Source organism: Streptomyces sp. NPDC005808 (genome assembly GCF_042871385.1).
In the GTDB taxonomy this organism is placed as follows: domain Bacteria; phylum Actinomycetota; class Actinomycetes; order Streptomycetales; family Streptomycetaceae; genus Streptomyces.
In genome coordinates, this window is sequence record NZ_JBIAIK010000028.1 from 14,618 (window position 1) to 30,029 (window position 15,412).

Sequence of the window (15,412 nt, forward strand, 5' to 3'; positions counted from 1 at the left end):
GCGGCCGCGCATACGCGAAGGCGGCGTCCCCTCTCGCAGGGGGGACGCCGCCTTCGTACGCGTGTGCGGAGCGGCCGGCCGGGCGCTCAGCCGCCAGAGCAGCGCGGCTCAGCTGAAGGAGTCGCCGCAGGCGCAGGAGCCCGTCGCGTTCGGGTTGTCGATCGTGAAGCCCTGCTTCTCGATGGTGTCGACGAAGTCGATGGACGCGCCGCCCAGGTACGGGGCGCTCATGCGGTCGGTGACGACCTTGACGCCGCCGAAGTCCTTGACGACATCGCCGTCGAGGGAGCGCTCGTCGAAAAAGAGCTGGTAGCGCAGGCCGGAGCAGCCGCCGGGCTGAACAGCGACGCGCAGCGCCAGGTCTTCGCGGCCTTCCTGGTCGAGCAGGGCCTTGACCTTGGCCGCGGCCGACTCGGACAGGATGATGCCGTCGTTCACGGTGGTGGTCTCGTCCGATACGGACATCTGCTTCTCTCCCGGGTTGTTCGGAGACTGCTTGCCGACATTCCAACCGGCGGGGCCTCGGATTCATTCCGGGCCGAGCGCTTGTCTTGCGTTCTCTCTTCATGCTCGCACACGGGCCGGGGGACGCACAGCGGCCTGTGGACAACCTCTCCGGGATTCACGTCACATCGACGCTATGGCCATCGTCAAAGTGACACGAAGCGGTTATGATAGATAACGTCAATTCGACGAAAAGGCATGTACCGCTGGATCGCCACCGTGATCCAAGCGAGCCGCAGAACAGAAAGGGTTGGTGTCGTGACCACCGCCCAGACCCAGGAGCTCGACGTACAGCCGACGCCCCTCGCCCTGCTGCTGCTCGGCCGCGAGGCCGACACGCGGAGCGAGCGCGGCGTCGAGTGTCCCGGCGATCTGCCGTCGCCGTCCGACCCGGACCTGGTGGAGCGCGCCCGCGCGGCCAAGGCGAAGCTCGGGGACAAGGTCTTCGTCCTCGGCCACCACTACCAGCGCGACGAGGTCATCCAGTTCGCGGACGTCACGGGCGACTCCTTCAAGCTGGCCCGGGACGCGGCCGCGCGCCCCGAGGCCGAGTACATCGTCTTCTGCGGTGTGCACTTCATGGCGGAGTCCGCGGACATTCTGACCGGCGACGACCAGAAGGTCGTCCTCCCCGACCTCGCCGCGGGCTGCTCGATGGCCGACATGGCCACCGCCGAGCAGGTCGCCGAGTGCTGGGACGTGCTGACCGAGGCCGGCATAGCCGAGCAGGTCGTGCCCGTCTCGTACATGAACTCCTCCGCGGACATCAAGGCGTTCACCGGCAAGCACGGCGGCACGATCTGCACCTCGTCCAACGCCCAGCGCGCCCTGGAGTGGGCCTTCGGGCAGGGGGAGCCCTCGACGACAAAGGTGCTCTTCCTGCCCGACCAGCACCTGGGCCGGAACACCGCAGTCCGGGACATGGGGATGACGCTGGAGGACTGCGTCCTCTACAACCCCCACAAGCCGAACGGCGGCCTCACGGTCGAGCAGCTGCGCGAGGCGAAGATGATCCTCTGGCGGGGCCACTGCTCCGTGCACGGCCGCTTCTCGGTCGACTCGGTCAACGACGTGCGCGCCCGGATCCCCGGTGTGAACGTCCTGGTGCACCCCGAGTGCAAGCACGAGGTCGTCTCGGCGGCGGACTACGTGGGCTCCACGGAGTACATCATCAAGGCCCTGGAGGCGGCTCCGGCCGGCTCCAGGTGGGCCATCGGTACGGAGCTGAACCTCGTACGGCGGCTGGCCAACCGTTTTGCGAGTGAGGACAAGGAGATCGTCTTCCTCGACAAGACGGTCTGCTTCTGCTCGACCATGAACCGCATCGACCTGCCCCACCTGGTGTGGACCCTGGAGTCCCTGGCCGAGGGCAACCTCGTCAACCGGATCGAGGTGGACCGGGAGACGGAGCAGTTCGCCAAGCTGGCACTGGAGCGGATGCTGGCGCTGCCGTAATCCCTGTGACCGGTGGAGAGTAAGGGGCGTCGGCAATGGCCGGCGCCCCTTACTCAGTTCCACTCAGTGCCACTCAGTGCTCTAGTAGTAGCAGAGGTCCCGCGAGACCTGCGTGGGGTCGCTGCTCGCGTTGCCCCAGTTGTACTCGTCGAACTTGCTGGCTATCGCGCTGCCCTCTTCGACGATCACGTACGAGGTGTTGTCACCCGCGTAGTCGTCGTTGCGGAACTCGTTGTCGGTGGTCTGCGACAGGTAGTCCGTCAGACCGCCCTGGTTGTTGAACATCGCGTGCTTGCCCCAGCCGACGTAGACACTGGGCCGCTCCTTGCCGTAGCCCCAGCTGTCGGCGTTGAGGTCGGTCGACTCGATCTTGCTCCAGTCGGTCAGCACCCGGTGGTTGCCGTGCGTGCTGAGCAGGAGTGTGGAGCGGGTCCACTTGTTGTCGCCCGCGTACTTCCAGGTGGTCACGGCGTGCTCGAAGTCGTACGCGTGGCCGATGCCGCCGGTGAAGCCGTCCTTGGGGAAGAACAGCGTGTAGATGACCCGCACCTCGTCGCTGCCGCAGGTCTTGACCGTGGTGTACGTCGGGAAGTACGAGCCCGTCGCGGCGCAGCCGTAGTCGGCGTCCGGCCACGCCTTCAGCTCGGCGGAGGGGGCCTGCTGGTCACCGTTGACGAAAGCGCTGGACGGCCAGCAGGTGTCGTTGCCGACGGCACGGGCGAACTGCCAGTCGGGGGCTCCCGCGGCGATGAAGTCGTTCAGGTTGCCCTTCCACTCAAGCGGCTCGTTCGCGCTGGCGGTGGGGGCGGAGGCGAAGGTGCCGAGCACGGCGAGCGCCAGGGCTCCGAGGACCGTGCGGTGTGAGCGGACGGCGGTACGGAGGGGTCCGCGGGGGGCGTTCATGACGGTCCTTAGATCGGGGGGGAACCGGACTGCAGTGGCGATCGAAAAGGGGGGCGCACCAACTCGCCACCGCCGCGGGTGCGGCGGTGGCGAGTGAGGTCACGCGGTGAAGGGAGCCGTCAGCAGTAGAGGTTGGCGCCGGGCGTGACGCCGAGGATCCCGGTGAAGCGGTTGTAGGCGTCGACGCGGCTCTGGACCTGAGCGGGGTTCCGCCCGTCGCATTCCAGCGAACCGTTGATGCTGCGGATGGTCTGGCCGAAGCCCGCGCCGTTGACCATGGCGTTGTGCGGGGTCATGGTGCCGGGGCCGTTCTGGGTGTTCCAGTACCAGAGGCCGGTCTTCCAGGCCACGGCGGCGTCGTTCTGCACCAGCCAGGGGTTGCCCAGCAGGTCGATGCCGAGCGCGTCACCCGCGGCCTTGTAGTTGAAGTTCCAGCTGAGCTGGATCGGGCCGCGGCCGTAGTACGCGGACTGACCGGCCGGGCAGCCGTAGGACTGGCCCCAGTCGCAGTAGTTGGGGTAGTTCGCGGTGTTCTGCTCGACGATGTAGTAGAGCCCGCCGGTCTCGTGGTTCACGTTGGCGAGGAAGGCCGCGGCCTCCTGCTTCTTCACCGTGTCGCTGCCGGTGTTGGCGAACGCCGGGTAGGCGCTCAGCGCGGCGACCAGCCCGCTGTAGGTGTAGAAGGAGTTCCGGCTCGGGAACATCTGGTTGAACTGCGCCTCGGTGACGACGAACCCGGTCGGGGTCGGGGTGGTGCCGCCGGAAGGAGCCGTCCACTTCTGGTTCGCGGCGCCGGTGCAGGTCCAGATCTGCAGCCGGGTGGCGTTGGCCGAGTTGTTGCCGACAACGTCGAGGCACTTGTTCGCCGCGGGGTTGACGATGTCACGCGCCGCCGACACGGTCCACTGCTGGTTGGCACCGCCGACGCAGTCCCAGAGGTGGATCAGCGCGCCGTCGGCGGTCGAGTTGTTCGAGACGTCCAGACACTTGCCGAGCGCCCGGATCGTGCCGTCGGAGCCGACGTTCCACTGCTGGGCGGCGGAGCCGTTGCAGTCGTAGAGCTGCACCGCGGTGCCGTTGGTGCTCGAACCGCCCGCCACATCGATGCACTTGCCCGCCAGACCGGTGATCTGGCCGGTGGCGGCCGCGGCGGGAGACGCGGGCAGCACGCTCAGCAGACCCACGAGGAGAGAGCCGACGGCGGCGGAGGCCACACGCCTCCATCTGAACTTCATGCCCATGTCATACCTTTCGCCGTTTTGCACTGAAGTGGGGAGTCGAAAGAGGGGGTTGCACCTTCGCAAGGTCTTCACCGCTTGTTTTAAGGCGTGAATGAAACCGCGTCAAGGTGTTGGTATGGACCAATTCAAGAACGGTATCTGAACGTGCCGCTCACTGACCAACGGCCCTCGTCCTGACGCGACTTGCGCCAGGACGAGGGCCCCTTGATCCACAGGAGAGGTCAGACTCCGGCCGGTTCCGGTGACTTGTCCGCTTCGCCCGCGGTGGCGGCGGTCCCGCCGGACTTCGCCGCGCGCCTGTCCGCCTTCTTCTTCGCCCGTCGCTCCTTGCGGAGTTCGACGACCGTGTACAGCGTCGGCACCAGCAGGAGCGTCAGCAGGGTCGAGGTGATCAGGCCGCCGATGACGACCACGGCCAGCGGCTGGGCGATGAAGCCGCCTTCGCCGGTGACGCCGAGGGCCATCGGGAGCAGCGCGAAGATGGTCGCGAGCGCCGTCATCAGGATGGGCCGGAGCCGGTGCCGGCCGCCCTCGATGACCGCCTCGACGGTGCCGTAGCCCTGCTTGCGGTACTGGTTGATCAGGTCGATCAGCACGATCGCGTTGGTTACCACGATGCCGATGAGCATCAGCATGCCGATCATCGCCGGGACACCCATCGGGGTACCGGTGACGACCAGCAGGCCGATCGCGCCCGTCGCCGCGAACGGGATCGAGACGAGCAGGATCAGCGGCTGGACCAACGAACGGAACGTCGCCACCAGGAGCATGAAGACGATCGCGATCGCCGCAAGCATCGCCAGGCCCAGCGAGGCGAACGAGTCCTCCTGGTCCTGCGAGACACCGCCGATCTCGGCCGTCGCACCGGCGGGGAGCTTCAGCGCGTTCAGCTTCGAGGTGAGCTCCGCGCTGACCGCGCCCGTGTTGTCGCCCGTCGGCCGCGCCGTGATCGTGGCGGCCCGCTGACCGTCGATCCGGGTCATCGAGACCGGCCCGTCGACCAGTTGCACCGTCGCGATGTCACCGAGCCTCACCGCGCCCAGCGGCAGGTTCTTCAACTCGGTGAGCGTCGTGGCCGGCGTCGCCGACCTGATGACGATGTCCCGCTCGGTGTCGTCCAGGGTCGCCGTGCCGCTCGTCGTGCCGCGCACCGCCTCACCGACGGCAACGCCGAGCGTCGCGTCGTTGAAACCGGCCGCCGCCGCCCTGGAGTTGGCCTTGACCGAGATACGCGGCACGCTCTGCGCCAGGTCGCTCGTCACGTCGGTCACGTCGTCGAGCTTCGCGACCTCGTCACGGACCTCGCCGGCCGCCTCGCTCAGGACGTCCGCGTCGGCCGCCTTCACGACGACGCTCAGATCCTGGCTGCCGAACCCGTCCCCGGCCGCGACCGTGGTCGTACCGACACCGGAGAGCTTGCCGAGCCCCTCCTCGATGCGGTTCTGGACGTCGCCGGAGGAGGCCGAGTCCTCCAGCATGATCTGGTACGAGGCCTGGTTGGTGTCCGTGCCACCGCCGAACGCGGCCATGAAACCGGACGAGCCGATGGTGGCCTGGTAGTCCTTGATGCCGTCCACGCCGGCGAGCATCTTCTCGACCTGCCTGGCCGAGGCGTCCGTCGCCGCCAGGCTGGTACCCGGCTTCAACTCCTGCTTGACGGTGAGGACTTCCTGCTCGCCCTGGTCGAAGAAGTTCGTCTTCAGCAGGGGCGCCATGCCGAACGTACCGACGAGGACGACGACCGCGATCGCCACACTCGTCAGCCGGCGCCGGGTCGCGAAGCGCAGTACGGGGACGTAGAAACGCTGGAGACGGCTCGACGCCTCCTTCTCCTCCGCCTGCCGCCGTGCTTCCTCGGCGTCCGCCGGAGTGCCCTTGGGGGCGCGCAGGAACCAGTACGACAGCACCGGTACGACGGTCAGCGAGACGAGCAGGGAGGCCAGCAGGGCCGCCGTGACCGTCAGGCTGAAGGAGCCGAACAGCTCGCCCACCATGCCGCCGGTCAGACCGATCGGCAGGAAGACGGCGACCGTGGTGAGGGTCGAGGAGGTGACCGCGCCGGCGACCTCGCGGACCGCCTTGAGGATCGCCTCCTCGCGCTCCTCGCCGTACCCGAGGTGCCGCTTGATGTTCTCCAGGACGACGATCGAGTCGTCGACGACCCGGCCGATCGCGATGGTCAGCGCGCCGAGCGTGAGCATGTTCAGCGACAGGTCGCGGGTCCACAGGACGATGAGCGCGAGGACCACCGACAGCGGGATGGAGACCGCGGTGACGAGGGTCGAGCGGATCGAGGCCAGGAACACCAGGATGACCAGGACGGCGAAGAGCAGGCCCAGCGCGCCCTCGGTGGTCAGACCGTCGATGGACTTCTTCACGGCCGGGCCCTGGTCGCTGACGACGGTGACCGTCGCCCCCGCGCCCAGGTCCTTGCGCATGTCCGCCAGCTTGCCCGCGACGGCGTCGGAGATGGCGACCGCGCTGCCGTCGTGGTCCATGGTGACGTTGATGGCGAGGCTCGGTTCGCCGTCCGTACGCGTGATGGAGTCGGCGATCGCCTGCTCCTCCTTCACGGTGGCGACATCGGCGAGGCGTACGGGCTTCTTGCCGGGGGCGCCCGCGACCATCAGGTCCTGGATCTGATCCAGCGAGGTGAAGCCGCCGCCGACCTGGACGGTGCGGTTGCTGCCGTCCTCGTCGAAGGAGCCGGCGGGGACGGTCGCGCCGCCCGCCTGAAGGGCCTGGCCGAGCGCGGCGGAGGTGAGTCCGGCCCGCGCCATCGCCGTGGCGTCCGGCGTGACGGTGACCTGGAGGTCCCGTACACCGTCGACGGTGACCTGTCCGACCCCGTCGATCTGCTCCAGCTCCGGCACGACCGTGCGGTCGAGCTGGTCGGCGAGTGCCTGCTGGTCCTTGTCCGAGGTGACGGCGAGAACCACGGTCGGTATGTCGTCCGTCGAACCGGCGATGACCTGCGGGTCGACGGCGTCCGGGAGAAGGACGCGGGCCCGGTTGACCGCCTGCTGGACGTCGGCGACGAGCTGTTTGGTGTCGTTGCCGTAGTCGAAGGACGCCATGATCACGGCGTTGCCCTCGCCGGCCGTGGAGGTGACGCCTGTGATGCCGTCGACGGATTCGAGGCTGTCCTCGATGGGCTCGACGACCTGCTTCTCCACCACGTCCGGAGAAGCGCCCTGGTACGGCGCGAGCACGGACACCATGGGCAGTTCGATGGTGGGCAGCAGTTGCTGCTTGAGCTGGGGGATCGCGATCGCACCGAAGGCGAGCGCGATGATCGACATCAGACCTATCAGGGCCCGTTGCGCGAGGCTGAACCGGGACAGCCAGGACATGGGTGGTGGGTCTCTCTTCCGTGGTGTGCGCGGCAGGAGGGGCCCATCTGAGCACCCCCGCTCACACCTTGAGCCATCACCGGTGGCTGTTCCGTCGCCCCCAGGTCCATTTCCTTATGCGGAACCTACTCCAGGCGCAGTACATGCGGGTGGGGCTCAGTCCATCCTGGGGCGTACCAGCCCCGACTCGTACGCGATCACGACCAGTTGAGCGCGGTCGCGCGCGCCCAGCTTGGCCATGGCCCGGTTGACGTGCGTCTTCACCGTCAGCGGGCTGACCTCCAGCCGCTCGGCGATCTCGTCGTTGGAGTGCCCGCCGGCGACCTGTACGAGCACCTCGCGCTCGCGCCCGGTGAGCGCGTCGAGCCGCTCGGCGCGGGCCGGGTCCCGGTCGTCGTCCAGGCCGTCGCCCTGCGCGAGGAACTTGGCGATCAGGCCCTTGGTCGCCGCCGGGGACAGCAGCGCCTCGCCGCCCGCCGCGATCCGGATCGCGGCCAGCAGCTCCTCCGGCTCGGCCCCCTTGCCGAGGAACCCGGACGCGCCGGCACGCAGCGACTGCACCACGTACTCGTCGACCTCGAACGTCGTCAGCATCACGACCCGTACGTGCGCGAGCCCCGGGTCGGCGGAGATCAGCCGGGTGGCGGCCAGCCCGTCGGTCCCCGGCATCCGGATGTCCATCAGGACGATGTCGGCGCGCTCCTGCCGCACCAGGCGCACGGCCTCGGCGCCGTCGGACGCCTCGCCGACCACCTCCATGTCGGGCTCGGAGTCGACGAGCACCCGGAAGGCGCTGCGCAGCAACGCCTGGTCGTCGGCGAGCAGGACACGGATGGTCATACGGAGCCTTCCATGGCGGGCATGCGGGTCTTGACCGGAAGGGTCGCATGGACCCGGAAGCCGCCTCCGTAGCGGGGACCCGCCGTGCATCTCCCGCCGAGCGCGGTGACCCGCTCCCGCATCCCGAGCAGCCCGTGCCCGCCGCCCTCCTCCGGCTCGTGCTCGGCGGACTGCCCGGGCCCGTTGTCCAGGACCGTCACCTCCACATCGGGCCCGACGCGCACGACGCTGACCTCGGCCTTCGCCTCCGGGCCCGCGTGCTTCTGCACATTGGTCAGGGCCTCCTGGATGACGCGGTACGCGGCAAGGTCCACGGCGGCGGGCAGCGTGGTGCCGTGGTCGCGGACCACCTCGACCGGGAGGCCCGCGTTGCGGAAGGTGTCGGCGAGTTCGTCGAGGCGGCCGAGGCCCGGGGCGGGCTCGGTGGGGGCCTCCGGGTCACCGGTCTGCCTCAACAGGCCGACGGTGGCGCGGAGTTCGTTGAGGGCGGAGCGACTGGCCTCGCGTACGTGCGCGAGCGCCTCCTTGGCCTGGTCGGGCCGCTTGTCCATCACATGGGCGGCGACTCCGGCCTGCACATTGACCAGGGCGATGTGGTGCGCGACGACATCGTGCAGATCGCGGGCGATCCGCAGTCGCTCCTCGGCCACGCGGCGGCGGGCCTCTTCCTCCCTGGTCCGTTCCGCTCGTTCCGCGCGTTCCCGTATGGCGTCCACGAAGGCGCGGCGGCTGCGTACGGCGTCGCCCGCGGCGGCTGCCATGCCGGTCCAGGCGAAGATGCCCAGGTTCTCCTGGGCGTACCAGGACAGCGGGCCCGCGAGCATCGCCGCACCCGTGAGGACGGTCATCGTGAGCAGGCCCACGCGCCAGGCGGTGTGGCGGTCCGTGGCCGAGGCGACCGTGAAGAGGGCCACGACGGCGGACATCGTCACCGGGGCCCTGGGGTCGCCGACCACCAACTCCACCAGGGAGAAGGCGCTCGTCGCGGCGAGGACGGTACGGGGGGCGCGGCGGCGGAGTACCAGGGCTGCCGCGCCGAGCACCATCAGCGTGAGGCTGAGGGCGTTCGGGGTGCGGGTGAGCCAGGTCGCGCCGTTCTCGCCGTGCGGGTCGACGAAGGAGCCGGCCAGCATGCAGACGAGGACGCCGGCCGCGAGGGTGGCGTCCACGGCGAGGGGGTGGGCGCGGGCTCTGCACCTGGTCCGCTGTAGCGTGCTCACCCGCTTCACGGTACGGGGCCCGTGCGGGGCTTGGAACGGTGGTAGCCGGTATCCCCGGTCCGCGGGGTGGGGCTGGGTGGGTTTTCGCCCCCTCCGCCCCTACCCGTCCCTTGCTTCTGGGGGCTGCCGCCCCCAGACCCCCGCATCGCGCTGAACGCGCTCGTCCTCAAACGCCGGACGGGCTGAAAATCCAGGGACCTGACCGTCAGGGACCTGACCGTCAGCCGGGGATCAGCCCGTCGTCGCTCAGCATTTCGCGGACCTCTTCGAGGGTCGCGTCCGGGGAGGGGAGGATCAGTCCGGACGGGTGGAGGGCGTCGTCGGGGAGCGGGGCGCCGAGGCGGCGGACCTCCTCCAGGAGGGCACCCAGGGTGCGGCGGAAGCCGGGCTCGTCGCCGCTCTCGATCTCGGCGAGCAGCTCGTCGTCCAGCTTGTTCAGTTCGGTGAGGTGGCTGTCGTCCAGCCTCACCTGCCCCTCCCCCATGATCCGTACGATCATGTCGCCCTCCTAAGGCGTGGGTTACCGCTCGTTACCGCTTGTCACTGCCCATCACTGCTTGTCACTTGTCACTGCTCGTCACTGCTTGTCGAAGCGAGGGGTGTCCTGCGGCTGGGACTGCGACTGGCCCTGACCCGTGCCGCCCTCGATCGCCGGCTTCGACGCGGAGCCACCGGCCAGCTCGGCCTTCATGCGCTGCAGCTCCAGCTCTACATCCGTACCACCGGAGAGCCGGTCCAGCTCGGTCTGGATGTCGTCCTTGGCCAGACCCGACTGGTCGTCGAGGGCGCCCGAGGCGAGCAGCTCGTCGATCGCGCCGGCCCGCGCCTGGAGCTGCGCGGTCTTGTCCTCGGCGCGCTGGATCGCCATGCCGACGTCGCCCATCTCCTCGGAGATGCCGGAGAAGGCCTCCCCGATCCGGGTCTGCGCCTGGGCGGCGGTGTACGTGGCCTTGATGGTCTCCTTCTTCGTGCGGAAGGCGTCCACCTTGGCCTGGAGCCGCTGCGCCGCGAGGGTGAGCTTCTCCTCCTCGCCCTGGAGAGTCGTGTGCTGCGTCTCCAGGTCGGTGACCTGCTGGGTGAGCGCGGCCCGGCGCGACAGCGCCTCACGGGCCAGGTCCTCCCGGCCGAGCGCGAGCGCCTTGCGGCCCTGGTCCTCCAGCTTGGAGGACTGGTTCTGGAGCTGGTTCAGCTGCAGTTCCAGGCGCTTGCGGCTGGTCGCCACGTCGGCGACACCGCGGCGCACCTTCTGAAGCAGCTCCAGCTGCTTCTGGTACGAGTAATCGAGGGTTTCGCGCGGGTCCTCGGCCCGGTCAAGGGCCTTGTTCGCCTTCGCGCGGAAGATCATCCCCATACGCTTCATGACACCGCTCATGGGCTTCGCGCGCCCCCTTCTGACGGACTCCAGCTCCAGGTACTGCAACAGAACCCACAGTACGGGCCCTGCATCCATTACCGCACTGTTCGGGGACGGATGCGCTCATCCCCAAGGACGACTGCGAACGGCACCGCTCCGGCGTAGGGAGTAGGTGAACCTCGGGGTCCACCAGGGGTTCCCGGGGAACACCTGGGGAATTCCTGCGAGCCCACCCGGCGAAACCATGCGCAACGTCCCCTCTGTCCCAGTACTTTCCCAGTACAGACGTACGGTGTTGCCGGATCGTTCCCCACTCGAATGACGTCCATGCGCACACACCGCGTACCCTTGGGTTTTGTGTTCCGAAGCCGTGCGAAGGAAGAGAAGGCACCCGCCGACAAGGCGCTGGTGACCGACTCCAAGCAGACCCGTGATCCGCAGGCCCCCAAGGGCCGCCCCACGCCCAAGCGCAGTGAGGCCCAGACCCAGCGTCGGAGCGTGGCGAACACGCCGACGACGCGCAAGGAGGCGTCGAAGCGGCAGCGCGACGAGCGTCGCTCCGCGATGGAGCGCCAGCGTGCGGCGCTGGCCAGCGGTGACGAGCGCTATCTGCCCGCCCGTGACAAGGGGCCGGTGCGGAAGTTCGCGCGCGACTTCGTGGACTCGCGGTTCTGCGTCGCCGAGTTCTTCCTGCCGCTCGCCGTGGTCATCCTCGTGCTGAGCATGGTGCGGGTGGGCTCGCTGCAGAACATCGCGCTGCTGCTGTGGCTCGTGGTCATCCTGCTGATCGTGGTCGACTCGGTCGGCATCGCGATCCGGCTGAAGAAGCAGCTGAACACCCGCTACCCCGACCTGCCCAAGAAGGGCGCGGTCGCCTACGCGCTGATGCGCACCCTCCAGATGCGTCGACTCCGGCTGCCGAAGCCGCAGGTCAAGCGCGGAGAGCGGCCCTGAGCACGGCTTCTTTCTCCGGGGGCGCGGTGGATGCCTGGCTGAACAAGCTGGGCGGACTGCGTGATGTCGTACGACAGGAGCTGGTGGCCCGGCAGCTCGACGAGCAGATAGCCGGGCGGTTTCCCGTCGGGCAGCGGCTGCGGGTGCTCGACGTCGGGATGGGCCAGGGCACGCAGGCGCTGCGGCTGGCCCGGGCGGGGCATCAGGTGACGGGGCTCGAACAGGACGCGAAGATGCTCGCGGTGGCCCGGGAAGCGCTGGCCGCCGAGCCCGAGGGCATCCAGGGGCGGGTACGCCTCATCGAGGGCGACGGGCGCGAGACGGGTGTCCACTTCCTGCCGGGAAGCTTCGACGTGGTGCTGTGCCACGGCGTACTGATGTACGTCCAGGAGCCCGACCCGCTGCTGGCGGGCCTCGCGCGGATGCTGGCCTCCGGCGGGCTGCTCTCCCTGCTCGTCCGCAACGCGGACGCGCTGGCCCTGCGGCCCGGGCTGTCCGGGGACTGGGCGGTGGCGCTGACGGCGTTCGACACCACCGTTTACACGAACCGGCTCGGTCTCGCCGTGCGCGCCGACCGGCTCTCCACGCTGACCTCGACCCTCGCCGGGATCGGTGCGCCCCTGCACGCCTGGTACGGCGTGCGGGTCTTCACGGACACCGCGGCCGACGGGGATCCCGTCCCCGCGGACCTGGACAGCCTGCTGGCCGCGGAGGAGCGGGCCGGGCGGACCGATCCCTATCGTCAGGTGGCGGCGTTGCTGCACCTGTGCGGAGTGCGGGGCTGACGACCGACCCGTTCGGGTGCGCACCGCAGGTCGGGAAAAGCCCTCCAAAGGGACACTTCGGTCATGGACGCTTCCCGTGACCGTGCTCGTACCCGTGCTCGTCTGTACGTCCCCCTGGCCGTGCTCGCCTGCTCCGCCGCCCTGCTCTCGGGCTGCTCGTCCGGTTCCGGATCCTCGCCCGCGAAGGACGGCACGACGACGCAGGCGGCGGCCCCGGCCGCGGCGAGCGACCTCCAGGACGACTACCTGAAGGTGATCAAGGACGTGCTGCCGTCGGTGGTGCAGATCCAGGCCAGCAGTGATCTGGGGTCCGGGGTGGTGTACGACGACAACGGGCACATCGTCACCAACGCGCACGTGGTCGGGGACGAGAAGACGTTCAAGGTCACGACCGCCAACAACGAGACCGAGCAGACGGCGACGCTCGTGTACGCCTACCCGGAGCAGGATCTCGCAGTCATCAAACTGGACAAGGTGCCGGACGGGCTCAAGGCGGCGTCCTTCGGAGACTCCTCGAAGGTCGAGGTCGGCCAGATCGTGCTGGCGATGGGCTCACCGCTCGGGCTGTCGTCCAGCGTGACCCAGGGCATCGTGTCGGCGACCGGACGCACCGTCAGCGAGGGCAGCACCGGCGGTGGGACCGGCGCGACCATCGCGAACATGGTCCAGACCTCGGCGGCCATCAACCCGGGCAACAGCGGCGGCGCGCTGGTCAACCTCGACGGCCAGGTCATCGGCATTCCCACGCTCGCCGCGACCGACCCCGACCTCGGGGACAGCACGGCGCCCGGCATCGGCTTCGCGATCCCCGCGTCGATGGTCACCAAGGTCGCCGACCAGATCGTCAAGGACGGCAAGGTCACCGACTCGGGCCGGGCCGCGCTCGGCATCACGGCCCGTACGGTCGTCGACGACCAGCTCCAGGCCGCGGGGGTCGCCGTGGTCGAGGTGAAGAGCGGCGGCGCGGCCGACAAGGCGGGCATCGAGCCGGGCGACATCATCACCGGTCTCGGGGACACCGACATCACCACGATCACCTCGCTCTCCGAGGCGCTCGCCGCCCAGAAGCCGGGCGACAGGACACCGGTGACGTACACGAGGGACGGCAGCGAGAAGACGGTGGACGTGACCTTGGGCGAGCAGTAGCGAGCAGTGACGAGCAGCAGAGCGGGGGACACGCGGGATGCCGGGGCAGTACCCGGCACCCCGCCGCCACAGCGGCCTGCCGACGCCGCCGAAGCGGCGCGCAGGCCCGGCGGCCTCGACCGGCCTACGCCTCAGATGCCTCGCGCAGGCTCATCGGGCCGTAGATCTGCGTGCTGTCCTCGAAGAGGAACACCTGTTCCGCACCGCCCTCCAGGAGCTCCTTCCACACCTCGCCGATCCAGGACTCGGCGTCCCCCTGCGTGGTGAACTCCTCGGGCTGCACCACGGGTTGGACCTCTGTCCCGTCGGCCTTCTCGAACCGCCACGTCCATTCCGCCATGTACGCCTCCCAGATATGAGCACACTGCACAGCGGAAGCCGGACAAGATCCGGCTCCTGCCCGAAGCCTAGTCGGGCGGGCAAGACCTGCGCGGACACGCGAAAATCATCCCCGTGGAACTGACTCTGCTCGGCACCGGAGCCCCTGAGGGCCTGCCCCGTCCCGACTGCCCCTGCGCGGCCTGCGCGACCGCGCTCGGCGAGCACGCGCGGGCGGCGACCGCGCTGCTCGTGGACGGCACGCTGCTGCTCGACCTCACCCCGGGCGCGGCGCTCGCGGCCGCCCGCGCCGGGCACTCACTGGGCGGCGTACGACAGGTGCTGCTCTCGCACCCGCACGACGGCCCCGCGGTCGAGGTGCCTGCCGGTCTGCCGCAGCCCGGCCGGGTGCCCGACGGGCGGGAGTTGGCGCTGCTCACCGGGCACCGGGTGCGGGCGGTGCCGATGGACGCGCCCGGCACGGGGTACGCGGTGACCGGACCCGACGGGCAGCGGCTGCTGTACCTGCCGCCCGGCGCGGCGCCCGCCGGGCTCGACGTGAACGGCGACCCGGCGTACGACATGGTGCTCGCCGATGTCGTGGGGCGCCCGGACGCCCTGGCGAAGCTGCGCGCGGTGGGCGCTGTCGGACCGGCGACGGACGTGATCGCGGTGCATCTCGACCACGACGTGCCGCCGGGCGCCGAGCTGCGGCGGCGGCTGGCTGCGGCGGGTGCGCGGGCCGTGCCGGACGGGGCGACGCTGGACGTGGGTGTCTACGAGGACGTCCCCGACGTGCCGCGCCGCACCCTGGTGCTGGGCGGCGCGCGCTCCGGCAAGTCGGTGGAGGCGGAGCGCAGGCTGGAGGCCTTCCCGGACGTCGTGTACGTCGCGACGGGCGGCTGCCGCAACGGGGACCACGAGTGGGCGTCGCGCGTGCACGTCCACCGCGAGCGACGCCCCGGCTCCTGGCGCACCACCGAGACCTGCGACCTCGTCCCCCTCCTGGACGCGGACGGCCCCCCTCTGCTCATCGACTGCCTCTCCCTGTGGCTGACCGACGCGATGGACTCCGTGAACGCCTGGGACGACGCGGAGTGGTCCGGCGGCGGGGAGCGTGCGCTGCGGGCCCGGGTGGCGGAACTGACGTCCGCCGTGCGACGGACGCGCCGCACGGTTGTCGCCGTCTCCAACGAGGTCGGGTCGGGGATCGTGCCGGCCACGGCTTCGGGCCGGCGCTACCGGGACGAACTGGGTCGGCTGAACGCGGGGTTCGGGGCGGAGTGCGAGCACCTGCTGCTGGTGGTGGCGGGGCAGTCGCTCGTACTGCGCGGTTGAG

Annotated in this window: 14 protein-coding genes; 5 read left to right on the forward strand and 9 right to left on the reverse strand. The window is 69.7% G+C overall.

All coding sequences use genetic code 11. The annotated features are described in order from the left end of the window. Positions 1-108: 108 nt before the first annotated feature. The gene (locus ACFYPC_RS36010; RefSeq protein ID WP_365427349.1) at positions 109-465 is read right to left on the reverse strand and encodes an iron-sulfur cluster assembly accessory protein; all 357 of its coding nucleotides are present in this window, start codon (positions 463-465) and stop codon (positions 109-111) included. A 297-nt stretch (positions 466-762) separates the two neighbouring features. Here ACFYPC_RS36010 and nadA point away from each other — a divergent pair, with 297 nt between their 5' ends. Continuing rightward, a complete protein-coding gene (gene nadA, locus ACFYPC_RS36015; protein WP_391891557.1) occupies positions 763-1,959 on the forward strand; it encodes a quinolinate synthase NadA in 1,197 nt (398 codons plus the stop codon). A gap of 81 nt (positions 1,960-2,040) precedes the next feature. Here the strand turns inward: nadA and ACFYPC_RS36020 are convergent, their stop codons facing one another. From ACFYPC_RS36020 to ACFYPC_RS36050, 7 genes are all read right to left on the reverse strand, one after another. After that, entirely contained in the window at positions 2,041-2,862 is an 822-nt protein-coding gene (locus ACFYPC_RS36020) for an NPP1 family protein (protein WP_391891558.1), read from the reverse strand. A 119-nt stretch (positions 2,863-2,981) separates the two neighbouring features. Next, complete coding sequence (locus ACFYPC_RS36025) at positions 2,982-4,097, reverse strand: glycoside hydrolase family 19 protein (protein WP_391891559.1); 1,116 nt, start codon at positions 4,095-4,097, stop codon at positions 2,982-2,984. A 227-nt stretch (positions 4,098-4,324) separates the two neighbouring features. Further along, positions 4,325-7,456: an efflux RND transporter permease subunit gene (locus tag ACFYPC_RS36030; RefSeq protein WP_391891560.1), complete on the reverse strand. Its 3,132-nt coding sequence runs from the start codon at positions 7,454-7,456 to the stop codon at positions 4,325-4,327. A gap of 156 nt (positions 7,457-7,612) precedes the next feature. Continuing rightward, positions 7,613-8,296, reverse strand: coding sequence for a response regulator (locus ACFYPC_RS36035; RefSeq protein WP_391891561.1), 684 nt, complete (start codon positions 8,294-8,296; stop codon positions 7,613-7,615). Next, positions 8,293-9,516, reverse strand: a complete 1,224-nt coding sequence (locus ACFYPC_RS36040) for a sensor histidine kinase (protein ID WP_391891562.1) — start codon at positions 9,514-9,516, stop codon at positions 8,293-8,295. The genes ACFYPC_RS36035 and ACFYPC_RS36040 overlap by 4 nt, the downstream gene beginning before the upstream one ends. Before the next feature lie 220 nt (positions 9,517-9,736). Then, the gene (locus ACFYPC_RS36045) at positions 9,737-10,015 is read right to left on the reverse strand and encodes a hypothetical protein (protein ID WP_391891563.1); all 279 of its coding nucleotides are present in this window, start codon (positions 10,013-10,015) and stop codon (positions 9,737-9,739) included. A gap of 78 nt (positions 10,016-10,093) precedes the next feature. Continuing rightward, positions 10,094-10,888, reverse strand: a complete 795-nt coding sequence (locus tag ACFYPC_RS36050; protein ID WP_391891584.1) for a PspA/IM30 family protein — start codon at positions 10,886-10,888, stop codon at positions 10,094-10,096. A 309-nt stretch (positions 10,889-11,197) separates the two neighbouring features. Between ACFYPC_RS36050 and ACFYPC_RS36055 the strand changes: the two genes are divergently transcribed. From ACFYPC_RS36055 to ACFYPC_RS36065, 3 genes are all read left to right on the forward strand, one after another. Further along, complete coding sequence (locus ACFYPC_RS36055) at positions 11,198-11,824, forward strand: DUF3043 domain-containing protein (protein WP_391891564.1); 627 nt, start codon at positions 11,198-11,200, stop codon at positions 11,822-11,824. Positions 11,825-11,907: 83 nt separating this feature from the next. Beyond that, positions 11,908-12,609 (forward strand): class I SAM-dependent methyltransferase, encoded by a 702-nt coding sequence (locus ACFYPC_RS36060; RefSeq protein ID WP_391891585.1) that lies wholly within the window; start codon positions 11,908-11,910, stop codon positions 12,607-12,609. Between the two features lie 63 nt (positions 12,610-12,672). Further along, positions 12,673-13,755 (forward strand): S1C family serine protease, encoded by a 1,083-nt coding sequence (locus ACFYPC_RS36065; protein WP_391891565.1) that lies wholly within the window; start codon positions 12,673-12,675, stop codon positions 13,753-13,755. Between the two features lie 124 nt (positions 13,756-13,879). Here the strand turns inward: ACFYPC_RS36065 and ACFYPC_RS36070 are convergent, their stop codons facing one another. Continuing rightward, entirely contained in the window at positions 13,880-14,095 is a 216-nt protein-coding gene (locus tag ACFYPC_RS36070) for a hypothetical protein (protein WP_391891566.1), read from the reverse strand. A gap of 113 nt (positions 14,096-14,208) precedes the next feature. Between ACFYPC_RS36070 and ACFYPC_RS36075 the strand changes: the two genes are divergently transcribed. Then, positions 14,209-15,411 (forward strand): bifunctional adenosylcobinamide kinase/adenosylcobinamide-phosphate guanylyltransferase, encoded by a 1,203-nt coding sequence (locus ACFYPC_RS36075; protein ID WP_391891567.1) that lies wholly within the window; start codon positions 14,209-14,211, stop codon positions 15,409-15,411. The last annotated feature ends 1 nt before the right edge of the window (position 15,412 follow it).